This is a genomic window from Acanthopleuribacter pedis (genome assembly GCF_017377855.1).
Lineage (GTDB): Bacteria > Acidobacteriota > Holophagae > Acanthopleuribacterales > Acanthopleuribacteraceae > Acanthopleuribacter > Acanthopleuribacter pedis.
The window spans coordinates 82,576-100,245 of the sequence record NZ_JAFREP010000030.1 but is presented as its reverse complement, the minus strand read 5'-3'; the positions used below and the strand labels follow the sequence as shown (position 1 = coordinate 100,245).

Below are 17,670 nucleotides of genomic sequence, written 5' to 3'. Positions count from 1 at the left end.
TCTATGGGGAGTACCATGGCGAATTTCTACGGCTATGTTTTTGATCAAGTAAAGCAGGGTCGGCTTTCCAAGGCCGAAGCACTTGCGCTCATCAGCACCTATCAACAGGGTGCGGGCCAGGCGTTGCACCCCCTTCTCCATCGCAACACCGCCACCCTTGATCGACAGCAGTTCCGTTCACGGTTCACCGGTTCTGAATTTTTCCTGAATGATCATCGCGTGCGGCAAACGCCGATCCTGCCCGCCGTCGCCTATCTGGAAGCCGCCCGCGCGGCCATCCACGCCTCCGGCGTCACCGAGCCGATCTCCCTCCACAACATTATTTTCTCGCGGCCGATTGCGGTGCTCGACGCCCCCGTCGAGGTAACCGTTTCCCTTCACCCAAACGAGGAGGGGCTCGGCTTCGAGATTGCCACCGGTTCCGGTGACGCGGTGATCGTTCACAGTCAGGGTTACGCGTTGATCGGTACGCCGGCCGCGCGGCCCGAACCGCGCGAGATCGCCGCGATTCTGCGCCGCTGCGGCGGGGCTCGCGAGAAACGGGCGCTCTACGCCTGGTTCCGCCAAATGGGGCTGGAATACGGGCCGGCTTTTTCCGGTCTGGAATCGGTCCGTTTCAACGATGAAGAGATTTTGGCCGAGTTGCAATTACCCGCCCAACGCAAGGCCGACGCTTCCGCCTTCACCCTGCACCCCAGCATGATGGACGCCGCGCTCCAAGCCGCCGTTGCCTCGACGTCCTGGGCGGACGGGTCGCCCGGTACACTGCTCCCCTTCGCACTGGGCGAACTCGCGTTTTATAAGCCGACCCCGGTCAAAGGTTATGCCTACGTGCGCGCCGCCGCCGACTCGCGCGGCAACGTGAAAAAATACGACATCGATATTCTGGACGAGGCGGGCGAGGTTTGTGTGGCCTTGCGGGAGCTTTGCGGCCGCGTTCTGGCCGAGCATGCGACGAACGACAAGTCATGCGTCTTCGCCGTACCGACATGGACGGCAAGCAGCGTGCCGGAAGCCGGCGCCGAACCCTTTTCGCGGCAGGTTGTCCTGTGCGGGTTGCCCCAGGAGCGCGCGGCTGAGATACGCGCGGCGTTCGGCGAGGTGACGGTGCTGCCGCCCATCGCCGCGGGCGACGGTGAAGGCGCCGCCGTCATCGAACGCTTCCATCGGGTTTTTGAAGCCGTGAAGCGGATGTTGGCCGGAAAACCCAAGCAGGACCAACGGCTGGTCGTTCTGACCACCGCCGGCGAGCCCCCGCACCACGGCGCGCCGCTCACCGGTTTGCTGAAAAGCGCGGCGCAGGAAAACCCCCTGTTCAGCGGAAAAATCGTCGCCGTCGCTCCGAGCGTTTCCACCGCGTCCTGTCTCGCCTTGCTCCGGGCCGAACTTGCCGCGCCCGTTACCGGCGCGCGGGCCGCGCGGGATGTGGTGATCCGCTATCCTTCTTTCGACCGACGCGAGGTTCGTCGCTTCGTCGAACGGGACGCGAGCACCCTGCCCGAGCCGAGTGGGTTCAAGCCTTCCGGTGTGTGGTGGATCACCGGTGGTTTGGGCGGATTGGGTCGTGTTTTCGCCGAACGCCTCGGTCGCACCGAGGGCGTGACCCTCATCGCAAGTGGTCGCTCACCGCTTACCCAAAAAATCGAACAACAGCTCGCCGCATGGCGCGGTTCGGGCATGAAAGCCGACTACATCCAGGCCGATGTGACCAGCCACGCCGATTTGCAGCGCATCACGAAGCATATCGCCACGCGCTACGGCCGACTCGACGGGGTGATCCATGCCGCCGGGGTGCTTCGCGACGGCTTCATCATTAAAAAAGAGCCGGCCGACATTGAGGCGGTTTTGGGGCCCAAGGTGTCCGGTCTGCTCGCATTGGAACGGGCGATTCGCAACCTGAACCCACGCTACCTGGTGCTGTTCTCGTCCATCGCGGCCGCCTTCGGCAACGCCGGCCAGGCCGATTACGCCGGCGCCAACGCCTTTCTCGACGTCTCCTCCGAAAGGAAGGGGCGCGCTGCCCAGCGCACGATTTCCATCAACTGGCCGCTCTGGGCCGAGGGCGGCATGGACCTGGATGCCGCCGCCAAAGAACGGATGGCGCGCGAGACCGGGATGGTGCCGCTCGATGCCGATGCCGGTTTCCGCGCCTTCGAACAGGTTTTGGCGTCCGACCTTAGCGGGCTCCTGGTCATGCAGGGTAACCCAGAAAAGATTCTTGCCCGTCTGTTCCGTGAAGAACCCAAACCAACGATCAAAAAGGGAACCCCGTCACGCACCGGGTCGGCCCCCGATTTCCGCGACCGCGTTGTGGCATTCTTTAAAGAACGCTTCGCCGAGGCAACCAAATTACCGGTGGCGCAAATCGACGAACAGGCGGAACTCGGCGAATACGGCATCGATTCCATGATGGTGATGGACCTGACGGCGGTTCTGGAAAAAACCTTTGGCAATCTCTCCAAAACCCTGTTCTTTGAGTACGGGAGCATTGCCGAGTTGGTCGATTATTTCACGGCCAGGTACCCTGATCGTTTGGCGGCGGTGCTCGCCGGCGCGCCGGCCGGCCAGGCGGCGGTGCTCGCCGGCGCGCCGGCCGGCCAGGCGGCGACCTCGTCCGACACGGGCGCTTCGCACGAGGCCTCAGATTCCGAGGCACCGGAATTCGCCGCCCTCTCACCGACGCCCGCGTTTGCCGAGGGCGGCCGGTTCCGAACGGCGGCAGCCGCGCCTGCTGTTCAGACGTCGCGCGCGCCGGCGCGGTCCGGCCCGGATGATATCGCCATCATCGGCGTGGCCGGCCGTTATCCCGAGGCCCGCGACTTAGAGGATTACCGGCGCAACCTGGCCGAAGGGCGCGATTGCATTACCGAGGTGCCGCGAGAACGCTGGGACTTGTTCCGCTATTACGATCCCGATAAAACCAAGGAAAAAATTTACGCCAAGTGGGGCGGGTTCATCCCGGATGTCGCCTGTTTCGACCCGCTTTTCTTCAATATCTCACCCCGCGATGCCGAAATCATGAGCCCGCAGGAACGGCTTTTCCTGCTCACCGCCTGGGAGACCCTTGAAGATGCCGGTTACACGCGTCACCAACTCCGCGATGTGGCGGCGCGCGGTATCGGCGGCGGGGTTGGTGTGTTCGCCGGGGTCATGTACGAGGAATACCAACTCTACGCCGCCCAGGAACTGGCCAGGGGTCGCGTGGTCGGGCTTTCCGGCAGCTTCGCCAGCATCGCCAACCGCGTCTCCTACATTCTCGGTCTCCACGGACCGAGCATCGCCGTGGACACCATGTGTTCTTCTTCGTTAACCACCATCCATCTGGCGTGTCAGAGTTTACGGGCCGGCGAGTGTGCCATGGCCCTCGCCGGCGGCGTCAACGTGAGCATCCATCCCAACAAGTACATCATGCTCTCGCAAGGCCGGTTCATGGCCAGCGGCGGCCGTTGTCAAAGTTTCGGGGTCGGCGGTGACGGTTACGTGCCGGGCGAAGGCGTCGGCGCGGTGTTGCTCAAGCCGCTCGAAGCGGCGGTCGCCGACCGTGACCTCATTTACGGCGTAATCAAAGGCACGGCGATCAATCACGGCGGCCGCACCAACGGCTATACGGTGCCCAACCCCAAGGCCCAGGGCAATGCGATCCGCAACGCCTTGGATCGATCAGGGGTTGACCCGCGCGCGATCAGTTACATCGAAGCCCACGGGACCGGAACGTCTTTGGGCGATCCCATCGAGATCAACGGGCTGATGCGGGCCTTCGGCTTCGATGCGAAAACGGCACATACCGTCGCGCTCGGCTCCGCCAAAAGCAATATCGGCCATTGCGAATCGGCGGCGGGCATCGCCGGCGTCACCAAGGTCCTGCTCCAGTTGAAACACAAAACCCTCTTTCCGTCGCTCCATTCCAGCGAACGCAACCCCAACATCGCATTTGATGAGACGCCGTTCGTGGTGCAACAGACACTTGCCCCCTGGCCGCGACCGGTCACGGCCGACGGTCGCGAATTGCCGCGCATCGCCGGGGTTTCCTCCTTTGGCGCGGGCGGCGCCAACGCCCACATCGTGATCGCGGAATATGAAGGCACGCGGGAAACCAACCCCGGACCCGCCGGTCCGGTGCTGGTCCCGCTCTCGGCACGGACCGAGAAGCAGCTGCGCGAACTGGCCGCCCGCATGGCCGCTTTCTTGGCATCCAATCCCTTAGACGAAAACGGGTTACAAGATTTTGCCTACACGCTGCAAGTCGGGCGGGAACACTGGGACCACCGCATCGCCATCGTGGCGGATCGTGCGGCGGACCTGCTGGAGCGGCTGAAGGCCGTCGCGGAGGAGCGCGCGCCGGGGCCGGGCTGTCACCAAGGCCGCGCCGGCAAAAACCGCGAAGGCGGCCGCGGCGAGGTAAGTCAGGAGCGCTACCAACAAAAGCTCGCCGCCCGTGACCTGGATGCTTTGGCCGCATTCTGGGTAAGCGGGGTCGCGGTCGACTGGTCGCGCCTTACCGAAACGCCGCACCCGAACCGGATCAGCCTGCCCAGCTACCCCTTCGCGCGCAAGCGCTATTGGCTCGAAATCACGCCCGAGTCGCGAGCACCGCAAAAGGTCGCGGCGACCCGCCACCCGCTCATCGCGCACCAGGTCGCGGACAGCGGGGATCCCTGCTTTGAAACCGAATTGGACGGCGGCGCGTTTTTTCTGCGCGACCACCGCATCGGCGACACCATGGTCCTGCCCGGGGTCGTTTACCTGGAAATGGCCCGCGCCGCCGCGGCTTCGCTTTCCGCCGACACCGACACCGGCACCACGACCCTGCGCAAGATTGTCTGGTCGCAACCCATTACCCTCACCCAAGGGAAACGCCCTGTTCAGATTCGGCTGCAACGCGACGGTGCGCGAACCAAGTTCCGGGTTACCACGGAAGTGGACACCACCCATGCCCAGGGCGAGGTGCTTGTGGCGCCGCCGTCCGCCGCGCCGGGGCGGCTCGATCTCACCGCACTGAAAAACCGCTGCCCTTCGCGGCTCGATGCCGCGCGGATCTATGCCGCTTTCGCCGCCAAGGGTTTCCATTACGGGCCCAGCTTCCAGGGGATCGAGCACATCCTGCGCGGGGAGCGGGAAGCCTTGGCACGCGTCGGAATCCCCGCGGGTTCGGCGCTTGGGCGCGGGGATTATGGGTTGCATCCCAGTGTGATGGACGCCGCGCTCCAAACCGTGATCGGCCTTCGTTTCGAGCAGGAAGGCAAAGACGACACGCGCGCCCTCCCCTTCGCCATTGACAGCGTCACCCTGTATGGGTCGAGCCCGGATTCCGGGTATGTATGGATCCGTGAAGCGGGGAAAAACGGGGAGGTCACCCAATACGATCTGGACTTGCTTGATGAACAGGGCGACCCGCGCGTCGCCATTCGGGGTTTCTCCGTTCGCGCGCAAAAGGCGCCCGAGCGGGCCAAACTGCTGTACGCGCGCCCGCTGTGGCGTGACCGCGCCGTGGACCCGGTTCAAGGCGCCGAGTTGACCGCCGGCCTGCTCGTCTTCACGCTTGGCGTACCCGAGGCCGCGATCCGCGAGCTAGAGGCACGGGGCGCAAGCGTCACCGTTCTGATGACCGCCGCCGAGCATGAGCACCCCGATCCCCAAATCCATGTCCGTCTCGAAACGATGTTTAAACAAACCTTCGCGGCGATCCGTGAGGTGATTGCCGCGAAACCGAAAACGCGTCGGCCCGTGCTGGTGCTTACCGCGGACGGCCGCGATCCCTTGTTCTCGGCCCCGCTCACCGGATTGATCAAAACCGCCGCGGCTGAGTCGCCGCGGATTGCCGGCAAGGTGGTTCAGGTTCCCGCCGCGATGCTCGCGCCCGAGGCCCTGCTGAATTGGCTGCCGCGGGAAATCGACCCCGCCCATGACGGTGAATGGGAGGTCCGCTACACGAGCGACGGGCCCGCGTTTCGCCGCCAGGTGCTGACCTTGGAGGAATTCACCCCGAGTGAGGGTGAAGGACTGGGCGATGGAAAAGGTGCCGTGTGGATCACCGGCGGTTTGGGCGGGCTCGGGACGATCTTCGCGCGGCATTTGGCCGGGTCGGGCTGGAGTCCGATCATTCTCAGCGGCCGTTCCCCCTTGGATCCGGCCAAACAAAAGCGCCTTGATGCGCTCGCGGCCGAAGGCCTCGACGTCGCCTACTTCCAAGTCGACGTGAGCCGTTCGGACCAGGTGAACGCCGCCGTTCAGCGGATTCGGGCCGAATACGGCGGGCTCGCCGGGATCATTCACAGCGCGGGTGTGATCCGCGACGCGATGATTGTCGACAAATCCGAGTCGGACATCGATGCCGTGTTTGCGCCGAAAATTGGCGGGCTCGCATGCATCGACGCCGCAACCCAAAACGAGAACCTCAAGTTCATGGTGCTGTTCTCCTCGCTTGCCGGTTACCTGGGCAATTTGGGGCAGGCCGATTACGCCGCCGCCAACGCCTTCCTCGACGCCTTCGCCGAGCATCGCAACCGCCGGGTCGCACGGGGCGAACGCCGCGGGAAAACCGTGTCGATGAATTGGCCGCTCTGGCGTGAGGGCGGCATGCAGGTGGACGAAAGCACCGAGCGCATGCTGCGCCAAACGCTCGGCATGGTGCCGATGAGCACCGCCGCCGGGCGCGCCGCGTTCGATGCCGCGCTCCACGGTGATGCCGCGCGGGTGTTGGTCGTCGAGGGCGAGCTCGCGCGCATGCGCGCCAAACTGTTCGCCGCGAAAGCCACCGCCGCCAAGCCGGCGAAGCAAAAAGCCGCGGCCGGTGCGCCGGTTCAAAGCCATGCCGCCGAACTCTCGGCCCGCCTGGAAGCCGCCCTCATCGCCTCGGTGAGCCGCATTCTGAAGGTCGATGAAGATGAAATCGAGCCCGGCGAAGAGCTCAGTTCCTTTGGTTTTGATTCCGTGACCTTAACCCAGTACGCCAATGTGTTGCACGAGGAACTGGGCCTGGAACTCACGCCGGCGATTTTCTTCGAGTTCGCATCGATTGAAACGCTACGCGACCACCTCGCGGAAACCTATGCAAGCGAATTGGCAGCCCATTTCTCACTCGAAACCGACGCGGCGGTTCCTGAAGCGGAGATCCAGATCACGGTGCCGGTGAACCCGATCAATCCGCCCGTTCCGACCCACGCGGCTCCGGTGGCGCGCGAAATCGCCGCGGCGGAAGAAGTTCAGCGACAACCGCGCCAAGATGACGGGATTGCCGTCGTCGGGGTCAGCGGTCGTTTCGCCATGGCACCCGACCTGGACGCTTTTTGGGAAAACCTTGCCGCGGGCCGGGACTGCATTTCGGAGGTTCCCGCCGCGCGCTGGGACTGGCGCGCCTATGCCGGCGATCCAAAAACCGAGAAAAACAAAACATCCGTCAAATGGGGCGGCTTCATGCCGGGCATCGATTTGTTCGACCCGTTGTTCTTCGGGATCTCACCCAAGGAAGCCGCGCAAATGGACCCGCAACAAAGGCTGCTGTTGCTCTATGCCTTTAAAGCAATTGAGGATGCCGGTTATGCACCGAAATCGCTCAGCGGTTCGGCCACCGGTGTCTTCGTCGGCACGGCGGAGAGCGGTTACCACCAGCGCCTCACCGCGGCGGGGATTGGGCTCGAGGGCTACAGCGCGACCGGTCGCGTTCCTTCGGTCGGCCCCAACCGGCTTTCCTTTTTGCTCAACCTGAGCGGCCCCAGTGAACCGATTGAAACGGCCTGTTCCAGCTCGCTGGTGGCGCTTCACCGCGCGGTGATCGCCATTCGCGCGGGCGATTGCGATCAGGCCCTGATCGGCGGGGTCAACACCATCCCGATCCCGGACGGCCACATCAGTTTCGGCAAAGCCGGGATGTTGTGCGAGGACGGTCGCTGCAAAACCTTTTCCGAGGATGCCAACGGTTATGTTCGCGGTGAAGGCGTGGGCATGCTGTTTATCAAACGGCTGGCCGATGCACAGCGGGACGGCGATCACATCTACGCGCTGGTCAAGGGCACGGCCCAGAACCACGGCGGCCGGGCTAACTCATTGACGGCCCCCAACGCGAGCGCCCAGGCCGCGCTGATCAAAACGGCGATCACCCGCTCGGGCCTCGAGCCAAGCACGATTGGTTATATCGAAACCCACGGTACCGGAACCAGCTTGGGCGATCCGGTCGAGATCAACGGATTGAAACGCGCCTTTGCCGAGCTCAGCCCCGGCGGCCCCGCGGCGGACCACACCTGCTATCTGGGCAGTGTCAAAAGCAATATCGGCCATACCGAACTGGCCGCGGGCGTGGCCGGCCTGCTCAAGGTGATTGCCGCGATGAAACGGCGTATCCTGCCGAAATCGCTCCATTGCGAACGCATCAATCCGTACATCGACCTTGCCGGAACGCCGTTCCGCATTCTTCAAGAACAACAGCCTTGGACGGCGCTTCGCGATGCCTCGGGTCAGGCGTTACCGCGTCGCGCCGGGGTCAGCAGTTTCGGGTTCGGCGGGGTCAATGCCCATGTCATCCTGGAGGAACCGCCCGAGGACACGGCGCCGCGTTCCGCGCCCGAATTCCCCTTACTCCTGCCACTCTCCGCCAAAAGCGATGGGATTTTGGCGCGCATGGCCGGCGAGCTCCACGACTTCCTGGCGAAGCGCGAACTTTCGCCGGTGTTTTTGGGCGATGCGGCCTACACCCTTCAGGTCGGCCGGGACGCCCACGATGTTCGCGCCGTGTTCCTGCTTGACCGGGCCGACGGCACGGCGGCGCTCCTGGACGCACTGAAGCGCTTCGCCGCGGGGGAACGCGGTCTTGACCACGTTTATTCAGGGAATGTGAAGCAAGCACGAGAGCGCATGCGTTTTTTCAGCGGCGACGCGGACATCAGCGCGGCGCTGCGTGCCTGGGTCGCGGCCCGCAAAACGGCCAAGTTGGCGCAGGCCTGGGTGAACGGCCTCGACATCGATTGGGGCGCACTTCATGAGACCGCGTCGCGACGCCGGGTTCCGCTCCCCACCTATCCCTTTGCTGAAGAACGCTGTTGGGTATCGGCACCGACGGCAAGCCCCGACACGACCCAAACAAAGATTCCCGCGGCGGCGGCACCGCAACGGGAACCCCGACTCCTGTGGCAACAGTGGTCGGCTCAGGATGGTGTCCCCGCGGGCGCGGCCTGTTCGGGCCGCATCGCGGTACTCGCCACGGCGGCGACCCGCCCATTCGCGGAACGGTTGGTCGCCGCGCTGCCCGAGGCCCGGTTCTTCGACCTTCACGATGATGCGGCACCGGATTGGGCGGCATACGGTGGTTGGATCGATCTCACCGCGCTCGATCCGCACACCGCGGTATCCGACCTGCGCGGGCCGACCTGGGGCCGGCGCTTGGACATGCTGGGGAACCTGGTGCGCCACAGCGAACAAGCGCGGCTGCGACTCCTGCAAGTGACCGCCGGCTTGGCGGCCGCTGAAGGCGAGGAACAGACCTCACTCGCCGGCGCCGCTTCGGTCGGACTCTACCGCATGCTGGCTCGCGAGTACGGCAAAATTTCCTCGCGTCACATGGATTCGGACGCCCTGCTCCCCAACGCGTCGGATCAACTCCTGAATCAGATCATCGCCGAATGGCAGGCACAAGGTCCCAACGAAGTTCGTTACCGCGGCACCTTGCGCGAACAGGCGCGCTTGGCCGAGTGCTACCCCGCGCAACGCTTGCAGCAGGCGTTCGCCAAAAAGGTGCCCGGCTTCCCGCCGGATAAACATTTGCTCATTACCGGCGGCACCCGTGGTTTGGGCATGTTGGTGGCGCGGCATTTCGTGCAGCAACACGGGGCACGCAAGCTAATCCTGCTTGGCCGGGCCCCCTTACCCGAGCGCGCCGATTGGGATAAACACCTGGCAACGGGTGATCCCGTGCTCAAACAGAAGATCCGCGACATTCGCGCGCTCGAGGGCCTCGGCGCCGAGGTCAAAACCTTGGCCGTGCGGCTTTCCGATCAAACCGCCCTCGGCGCCGCCCTCGCCGGCGTGGGGCCGATCACGGGCGTGATCCACGCCGCCGGTCTGGCCGATACGGAGAACCCGGCCTTCATTCGCAAAACGCCCGCGAGCATGGCGCGCATCGTCGAACCCAAGATCGCCGGCACCCATGCACTCGAACAAGCCGTGGCCGGTCACGACCTTCAATTTTTCGTGTTGTTCTCCTCGGTTTCCGCCTCGGTTGCGGCGCTGGGCGTGGGTCAGGCCGATTACGCCATGGCCAACGCCTACCTGGACGCCTTCGCCCGCAATCAGGCGACGCGGGCACCCGGTCGTTTCCTTTCCATCCAGTGGCCGAGCTGGAAAGAGAGCGGCATGGGCGAGGTAACCAGCCGCGCTTATCGCGAGACCGGCCTGCTCAGCATCAGCGATGCGGAAGGCCTCGCCATGCTCGATGCGGTGCTTGTCGAACGGCCGGGCTGCGTGGTGATGCCGGTCGTGGTCCCGCCGGACTGGTCGGTAGCGCGCTTGGACGCAGCCCCCGCGCCCGTGGACGAAGCGGCCGGCACGGACGAATCAACAGAACGTAAAAAAACACAAACCACCTGGAGCCCCGGGGCCGGCGACGCCCACGCGGCAACCGTCGCTTGGTTGACCGGCCTTTTTTCCAAAGAACTCGGCATCGCCGCTGATCGCCTGGAGCCGGACACCCCCTTCCAGGACTACGGTGTCGACTCCATCCTCATGGCGCAGATCCTGCCCGCGGTGAACGGTGTCGTCGGGCACGAGCTCGACCCTTCGATCCTGTTTGAGCATACGACCCTCGACGCATTCGCGCGCTACCTCCTCGATGAGGTACCCGAGGCATTGGCCGCTCATTTCAGCGCGCAACAACCCGAGATCGCCGCCGGTCCTTCCGAATCCGAACCCGATCCCGAACCCGAACCGGCACGCCCGATCCCCGTTGCCCAAGCGCCGGCGCCCACCATCTCCGTTGGTGAGGCCACGCCCACCCAAGAACAAGCCCGGCCCAAAGCCGCGGCAGGCAATCGGACGCGCCAGGATATCGCCGTGATCGGCGTGAGTTGCCACTTCCCCGGGGCGGCGGACCTCGCGGGTTACGCTTCCCTGCTGACGGAGGGCCGCCGTGCGATCAGCGTGGCGCCCGCGCCGCGCTTCGGTCGCGATGCCACGTATTTCGGTGGGTTCATCGACGGTTTAGATCGCTTCCCCGCCGAATTTTTCCATATGAGCGTGGGCGACGCCGCGACGTTGGATCCCCAGGCGCGCCTGGTCCTTGAACAGAGCCTCAAGGTCATCCACCACGGCGGCTACACCCCCAAAGAACTCAAGGGCGGCGCGGTTGGTGTCTATATCGGGGGTCGCACCTCGCGGCCTGCCGACCCGACCCTGTTGCACTCCGTGAAAAACGCGATTGTCAGCGTGGGCCAAAACTATTTGGCCGCCAATGTCTCCCAATTCTTTGATTTCACCGGACCGAGCATGGTCATCGATACCGCCTGTTCCTCCGCCTTGGTCGCGATGCATGCCGCCGTCCAATCACTGCGGCTCGGCGAGATTGAGGTCGGCCTGGTCGGCGGTGTGAACGTCCTCGCGGACGACGCCGCGTTCCGACTCTTCGAAATGCGCAAGATCCTCAGCCCGGTACCCGATTTCCACATCTTCGATCAGCGTGCGGCCGGGGTCGTGCTCGGCGAAGGCTGCGGCATGGTGATGCTGAAACGTCTGGACCGAGCACTTGCCGACGGCGATCCGATCTATGCCCTGTTAAAGGGGATTGCGGTCAATAACGACGGGCGCACGGCCGGACCCACCACGCCGAACTTGGCCGCACAGACCCGCGTGATTCGCGCCGGCCTCGCCGACAGCGGCAAAACCGCCGCGGAGATCGGCTTCATCGGTGTCAACGGGTCCGGTTCTCAGGTAACCGATCTGCTCGAACTCAAAGCCCTCAAGGCCGTCTACGCTACGGGCACGCGAAGCTGCGTCTTGGGTTCGATGAAACCAAATATCGGGCATCCGCTCGCGGCCGAGGGCATCGCCGGCATGATCCAGGCCCTGCTTACCCTGTCGGCACGCCGTTTCGCGCCCTTTCTTTCCGGTGAGCAACCACCGACCCACTTCGATCTAACACAATCGGATTTCGTGTTGCCGCGCCAGGCTCAGGCTTGGGAAACGAACGGCTCCCGTGCCGCCGCGCTCAACTGCTTCGCCGACGGCGGCACCAACTGTCATCTGGTCCTTGAAGCGTGGGAACCCGCCCGTTTCCCCGATTACCGGGCACGACGGGGCCGATTACCGGCACCCGAACCGGCCACCCAAATCCTGGCGCCGTCCGGCCAAGGTCGCGATGCGACCGCGAGCCCGATCACCACGGCCAAGGGTGCACCCGAGGGCAACACCGCGACGACCCGCGAGGAGGCCGTTGCACTTCAAGGCTTATGGGGCAACGGTTCCCGTGAGGAGGGCTTATCATGAAAAAAGCGGCATTCATCCTATCCAAAGAGCACCCCATCCTGGGCAATCACAAGGCCCACGGTCACGCGCTGCTGCCGGGACTCGCTTATATCGACATCATCTACCGATTTTTCCTCCAGAACGGTTTCGAATACCCGGAACTGGAACTGAAGAACCTCTCCATTTTTCGGCCCCTCATCCCACCCGACGGGGGCGCCGTACGGGTTTTCGTTCGCGGCGAACCCAAAAACGGCGACGACCGCGTTCGCGATGTCCGTATCGAAGGTCTCGCCCTTGACGCCCACGGTGAAGCGGATCTTTTCGCCGCCGCGGAGGTGGTTCATCGCGAGCCCGTCCGCTTTGACGAGACGCTCGACCTAAGCGCGCTCACCGCACAGGCGCGTGAAGAAACGGATTTGGCGGCCTGTTACGACGTCTGCCGCGACAATGAACTCGTCCATACCGGGATCATGAAGGCGGAGGGTCGCATTTTTCGCCTCGACGATAGCTTGCTGGTCGACCTTTCCCTGGCCGAGCCCTACCGCGCCGGCGGACAGGACGCACTGTTCCACCCAACCCTGATCGATTCGGCCGGCGTCGCAGGCAGTTTGCTGTTTCCCGAGTTCGTGCCGGCGGAGGATGCGGGCAAGCTCTTCCTCCCGCTTTTCTTCCAATCCTTTCGCGCCGCCGCGACCTTGCAGGATCGCACCTGGTGCAGGATCCCGCTCGATTCCGTCTCCAGGAAAAATGAACTCCTGTACATGGATCTCGCCTTTTTTAACGACGCCGGCGAGAAAATCGCCGAACTGGGTCGCTTCACCAATAAATTGGTGCGTTCATCCGCGCTGATCAACCCCGGCGGGTCCGATGCCAAAAAGCGCAAGACAGGAGCGGTGAAAGACAGCGCTGAGGCGCTGAAAGCCGGCGCCGAAACAAGCAAACCCCAACCCACTCCACCGGCCGCGGCCGCTGCCGGGACGGTTGCGGACATGCTGGGTTTCTTGAAGGAGATCGTGGCCCGCGCCTTGGGCCGCGCGCCGGCGGAAATCGATGCCGAAAGCGACTATTACGAGATGGGCCTCGAATCGTCGATGCTGCTCGAAATCGTGACGGAAGTCGGCAAGAAGTTGTCCCTCGATTTGGCGCCGACCCTGCTGTTCGAATACGCGACCTTGGCCGAACTCGCGGTGTTCCTAGCCGACGAAACGGGTGCCGTCCCCGCGAACAGCGCCCCCGCGAATGGCGCACCCGCGAATAGCGAGCCAAAACCGGAGCAACTCGAGAAAACCCTACCCCAAGCCGCAACCCCACCGATCACACAACCCGCCGCCCCACCAATTCGCGCCGTTGAACCGGCCGCCCAGATTCGCGCCGTTGAACCGGCCGCACCCCACGCAGGCGACATCGCCGTCATCGGCATGAGCGGCGCCTTCCCCAAAGCCGCCGATCTGCGCGCCTTTTGGCGAAACTTAAAGAACGGCAAGGACTGTGTCGGGCCCATCCCGAACACACGCTGGAACACCGACGACTTCACCCATATCACCTCGCCGACGGGCAAAGAAATGCCCCGTTGGGCCGGGTTATTGGACGACGTCGATCAATTCGATCCCATGTTCTTCAAGATCCCACCGCTCGAAGCCAAGTACGTCGACCCCCAGTGTCGGCTCTTCCTGCAAGCCGTCTGGAACGCGGTCGAAGATGCGGGTTACACACCCGCGACCCTGGATCCCGGCGGTGATCGCAACCTCAACCAGGTGGGCGTTTTTGCCGGGATCATGAACAACGATTACCAATCCGTCCTACTGGAAGCCCTGGCTGCCGAGGAACGGGCGGCCTTCCCCGTATCGCAAAGCTTTGCCCCGGTCGCAAACCGCGTCTCCCACTTCTTTAATTTCCACGGCCCCAGTATGAGCGTCGACACCGTCTGTTCCTCCGCACTGACCGCCCTGCACTGGGCGCTCACCGCCATGGCCTCGGGTCAATGTCGGGTCGCCGTGGTCGGCGGCGTCAACCTCTGCCTCCACCCCAGCAAATTAATCAGCTATTCCATGACCAACCTCTACTCGGGCAAGGAAAAAAGCGGGCCCTTTGCCGCCGCGGACGGGTACGTCCCCGGCGAAGGCATCGGCGCCGTGATCCTCAAACCCCTCGCCGACGCCTTGCGCGACGGCGACCATGTCTACGGCGTGATCAAAGCCTCGGTGATGGGTCACGGCGGCGGGAAGGGCGGCGGCTTCATGATCCCCAAACCCAACGCCCAGGCCGCCTTCATCAAACGCCTGTTCGCGCAGGCCGGGGTCAAACCGGAAACGATCTCTTACGTGGAGTCTTCCGCGCTGGGGGACGAGATCTGGGACTCCATTGAGGTTGCCGGTCTCACCAAGGCGTTTGCTACCGGGCCGGGTTCCTGCCCCATCGGTTCAGTCAAATCCAATATCGGCCATACCGAAGCCGCCTCCGGCATGGCCCAACTCATTAAAGTGATGCTCCAACTCAAACACGGCCTGCTCACCCCCTCGATCCATGCCGACGCCTTCCCCGCCAACCAACATATTCAGTGGGGGCGTTCGCCGTTTCGCATTCAACGGGAAACGACGCTGTGGCGGCGGCCGGTCCAGGGCGAGGTGGAACTGCCGCGTCGGGCCGTGATCTGCAACGTGGGCGCGACCATTTCCTATTCCAGCCTGCTCGTAGAGGAATGCACCCATTCAGCGAAACCAACCCCGCTTGACCAACCCCAACTGGTGCCGCTCTCCGCCGCGAAACCGGCCATCCTGCTGCAGCGGGCGCGCGATCTGCTTGCGTTTCTGGAAAACGATGACGCTTCCCTCGTCGATATCGCCTTCACCTTACGGGTCGGGCGCGAACACATGGCGGAACGACTCGCCATCCCCGCGCCCTCGAAAGAAGCCTTAAGCGCCGCCTTAGCAAACTTCATCGCCGATCCCGACCAAAACAACGCCGGCTTTGTGCGCGGTGCCGTCACGGATCCCGAGCGCGAGAAGGTAACCGACTTGTTTGGTGCCGGCTCGCAAGCGATGCTTTTGGACGAAACCCTTGCTTCAGGTGACTTGGAAAAGGCGGCCCGACTGTGGGTCTTGGGGTTCAAGATCCCACTGGAAACGCTGGGAACCCGCGGCCGCAGGATCTCGCTACCCGGCTATCCCTTCGAAAAACGACGCTGCTGGGTCACGCCCGCGGCCAAGCAACCCACCCGAAACGCGCTCGCGGCCCAACCGCAACAAACCGTTGTCATGCCGGAACGCAAAAAAAGCCCCGAACGCACCCACTACGATGTGGTGATTGTGGGCGCCGGGATTGCCGGCTTAATCGCCGCCTGTTACCTCCAACAAAAAGGCAAGGCGGTACTCATTCTCGAATACCACGGCCTGCCGGGCGGTTATTTACAGAACTACAAACGCAAGGGTTACGACGTCGACGCCGTCACCGCCTTCTACCCGTTCGTCGAGCCGGATGAGATTATCGGCCGCGCGTTGCAGGAACTCGGGATCGCCATGGACTGGATCGATTGCGCGGTGACCCCCTTCCGCGTAACCCCCGACGAAGGGGTTGTCCCCATCGAGTTCAAAATCGGTGCAAAAACACAGGAAGAAAACGCCTTTGATATCTTCCGCAACTTTACGCCCGGATATGAACGCGAACTCAAGGACATGTTGCGGTACATCTTCAACGATGCGCTGATCGAACGCGAGGAGGAGCACTACAACCGCCTCACCTTCGGCGCCTTTTTGGGCCGTTTCCTGCCCGAGCGCTTCCACCGCCACTTTTACCTACCCTTCTCGAACCCGACCGATCCCATCGAGGATACCGCCTTCATCGCCTACCGCGTGGTCTTTAAAATGTTCATCGGCGTGCCCCAGTACTACCCGGCCGGCGGCTCCAAAAACCTGATTGGCAAACTCGTGGAACGGTTTCGCGCCCTTGGCGGCACGCTCAAGTTCCGTCGCAAGGTCTTGCGTGTCAATGTTTCGGGCGAAAAAGTGCGCGGCGTGGTGACCGCGAAAGGTGAATACACCGGCGACGACACCATCCTCGCCTGTTCCCCGCGGCAGATCTTCGATGCGATGTACGAGGATGACAAGCAGGTGGACAACGCCTACTTGCGCAAGGTTCGCGCGCTAAAACCCTGTATGCCGAGTTGCGTGCTCTCCGTTTTCTTCGACGGCAAACTCGATCAGTGGTTGGAAGCGGACGAGCTGCGCCACAACCTGCACGCCATGTACATCTTCGACCACGAGGACGGCGTGGCGCCGGAACGCGTGCTTGACCGTTTCGATATCAAATACCTGTACTGCGTCTGCCCCACCCAACTGGATGCACGTTTGGGCGCCAAGGGCGATTACGTGGTGGCGACGGTCGAGGTGCCCTACCTGGAACCCGCGTTCTGGAAAGAAAACGCCGCCGAGATCGGAGAAGCCTTTATGGCGCGCTTCTACGCGTGTTTCCCCAAACTGCGCGGCCACGTGGCCAACTTCGAACTGGCCACCCCGCCGACCATGGAGAAATACACGCTCAACTACAAAGGCGCCATCTCGGGCTGGGCGATGACCGTCGACCAAGCGGGCAAGGAACGGCTCCCGCAAACCACGCCGTGGCGGAACCTGTTCCTCGCGGGTCATTGGGCGTTCCCCGGCGCGCGCATCGCCATGAGTGTCGAATCGGGCCGGCTCGTCTCGCGTTTGGTCGGCGCGGCCGCGCAACCGGCTGACTCGGCGTCCAAACCGTTGAAAACCAACCTCCTGGATTTGGTGAGCCGACTCCTGGGTTATGAACCCGACGAGATCGATGCCGACAAACCCTTTGCTGAATACGGCGTTGATTCGATTCTCGGCCTGCAACTGATCCGGCAATTGGAAGAGAGCCACGGGATCGTGGTCAAAGCGCGCGATTTCATCGAACACCCCACGCCCGCCGCGCTGATCGCCTTCCTGGATGCCAAGGCCCCGTCGCCGGATGCCCCGTCGGCGGATGCCCCGTCCCAAAGCAGCACCCCGCCCGTCGCCACCCCGCCGACCACCGAGGTCGCGGCGCCCGCGGCGGAAGCCCCGCCCGACGATGGGGCGCGCGAACGCGAGCTCTTGGAACGCTTCAAACGAGGCGAGCTCAGTCTGGACGAAATCAAGTCCCTGGTTTAACAAAAGTCACCGACAACGTGCGATTGAGACATGAGGAAAACATGAATAAAGACGCATTATTGATTGCCTA

Annotated in this window: 2 protein-coding genes; both read left to right on the top strand. The window is 63.5% G+C overall.

Annotated elements, in window-relative coordinates; translation table 11 throughout:
• The first annotated feature begins 15 nt into the window (after positions 1-15).
• Complete coding sequence (locus tag J3U88_RS26425; RefSeq protein WP_207862008.1) at positions 16-12,465, top strand: SDR family NAD(P)-dependent oxidoreductase; 12,450 nt, start codon at positions 16-18, stop codon at positions 12,463-12,465.
• Positions 12,462-17,600: a beta-ketoacyl synthase N-terminal-like domain-containing protein gene (locus J3U88_RS26420; RefSeq protein ID WP_207862007.1), complete on the top strand. Its 5,139-nt coding sequence runs from the start codon at positions 12,462-12,464 to the stop codon at positions 17,598-17,600. Before J3U88_RS26425 ends, J3U88_RS26420 begins: the two co-directional genes overlap by 4 nt.
• Positions 17,601-17,670 lie beyond the last annotated feature (70 nt).

Excerpts from the sequence above, each read along its gene's own strand:
- J3U88_RS26420 (WP_207862007.1), top strand. The coding sequence starts at position 12,462 with ATGAAAAAAGCGGCATTCATCCTATCCAAAGAGCACCCCATCCTGGGC.
- J3U88_RS26425 (WP_207862008.1), top strand. The coding sequence starts at position 16 with ATGGCGAATTTCTACGGCTATGTTTTTGATCAAGTAAAGCAGGGTCGG.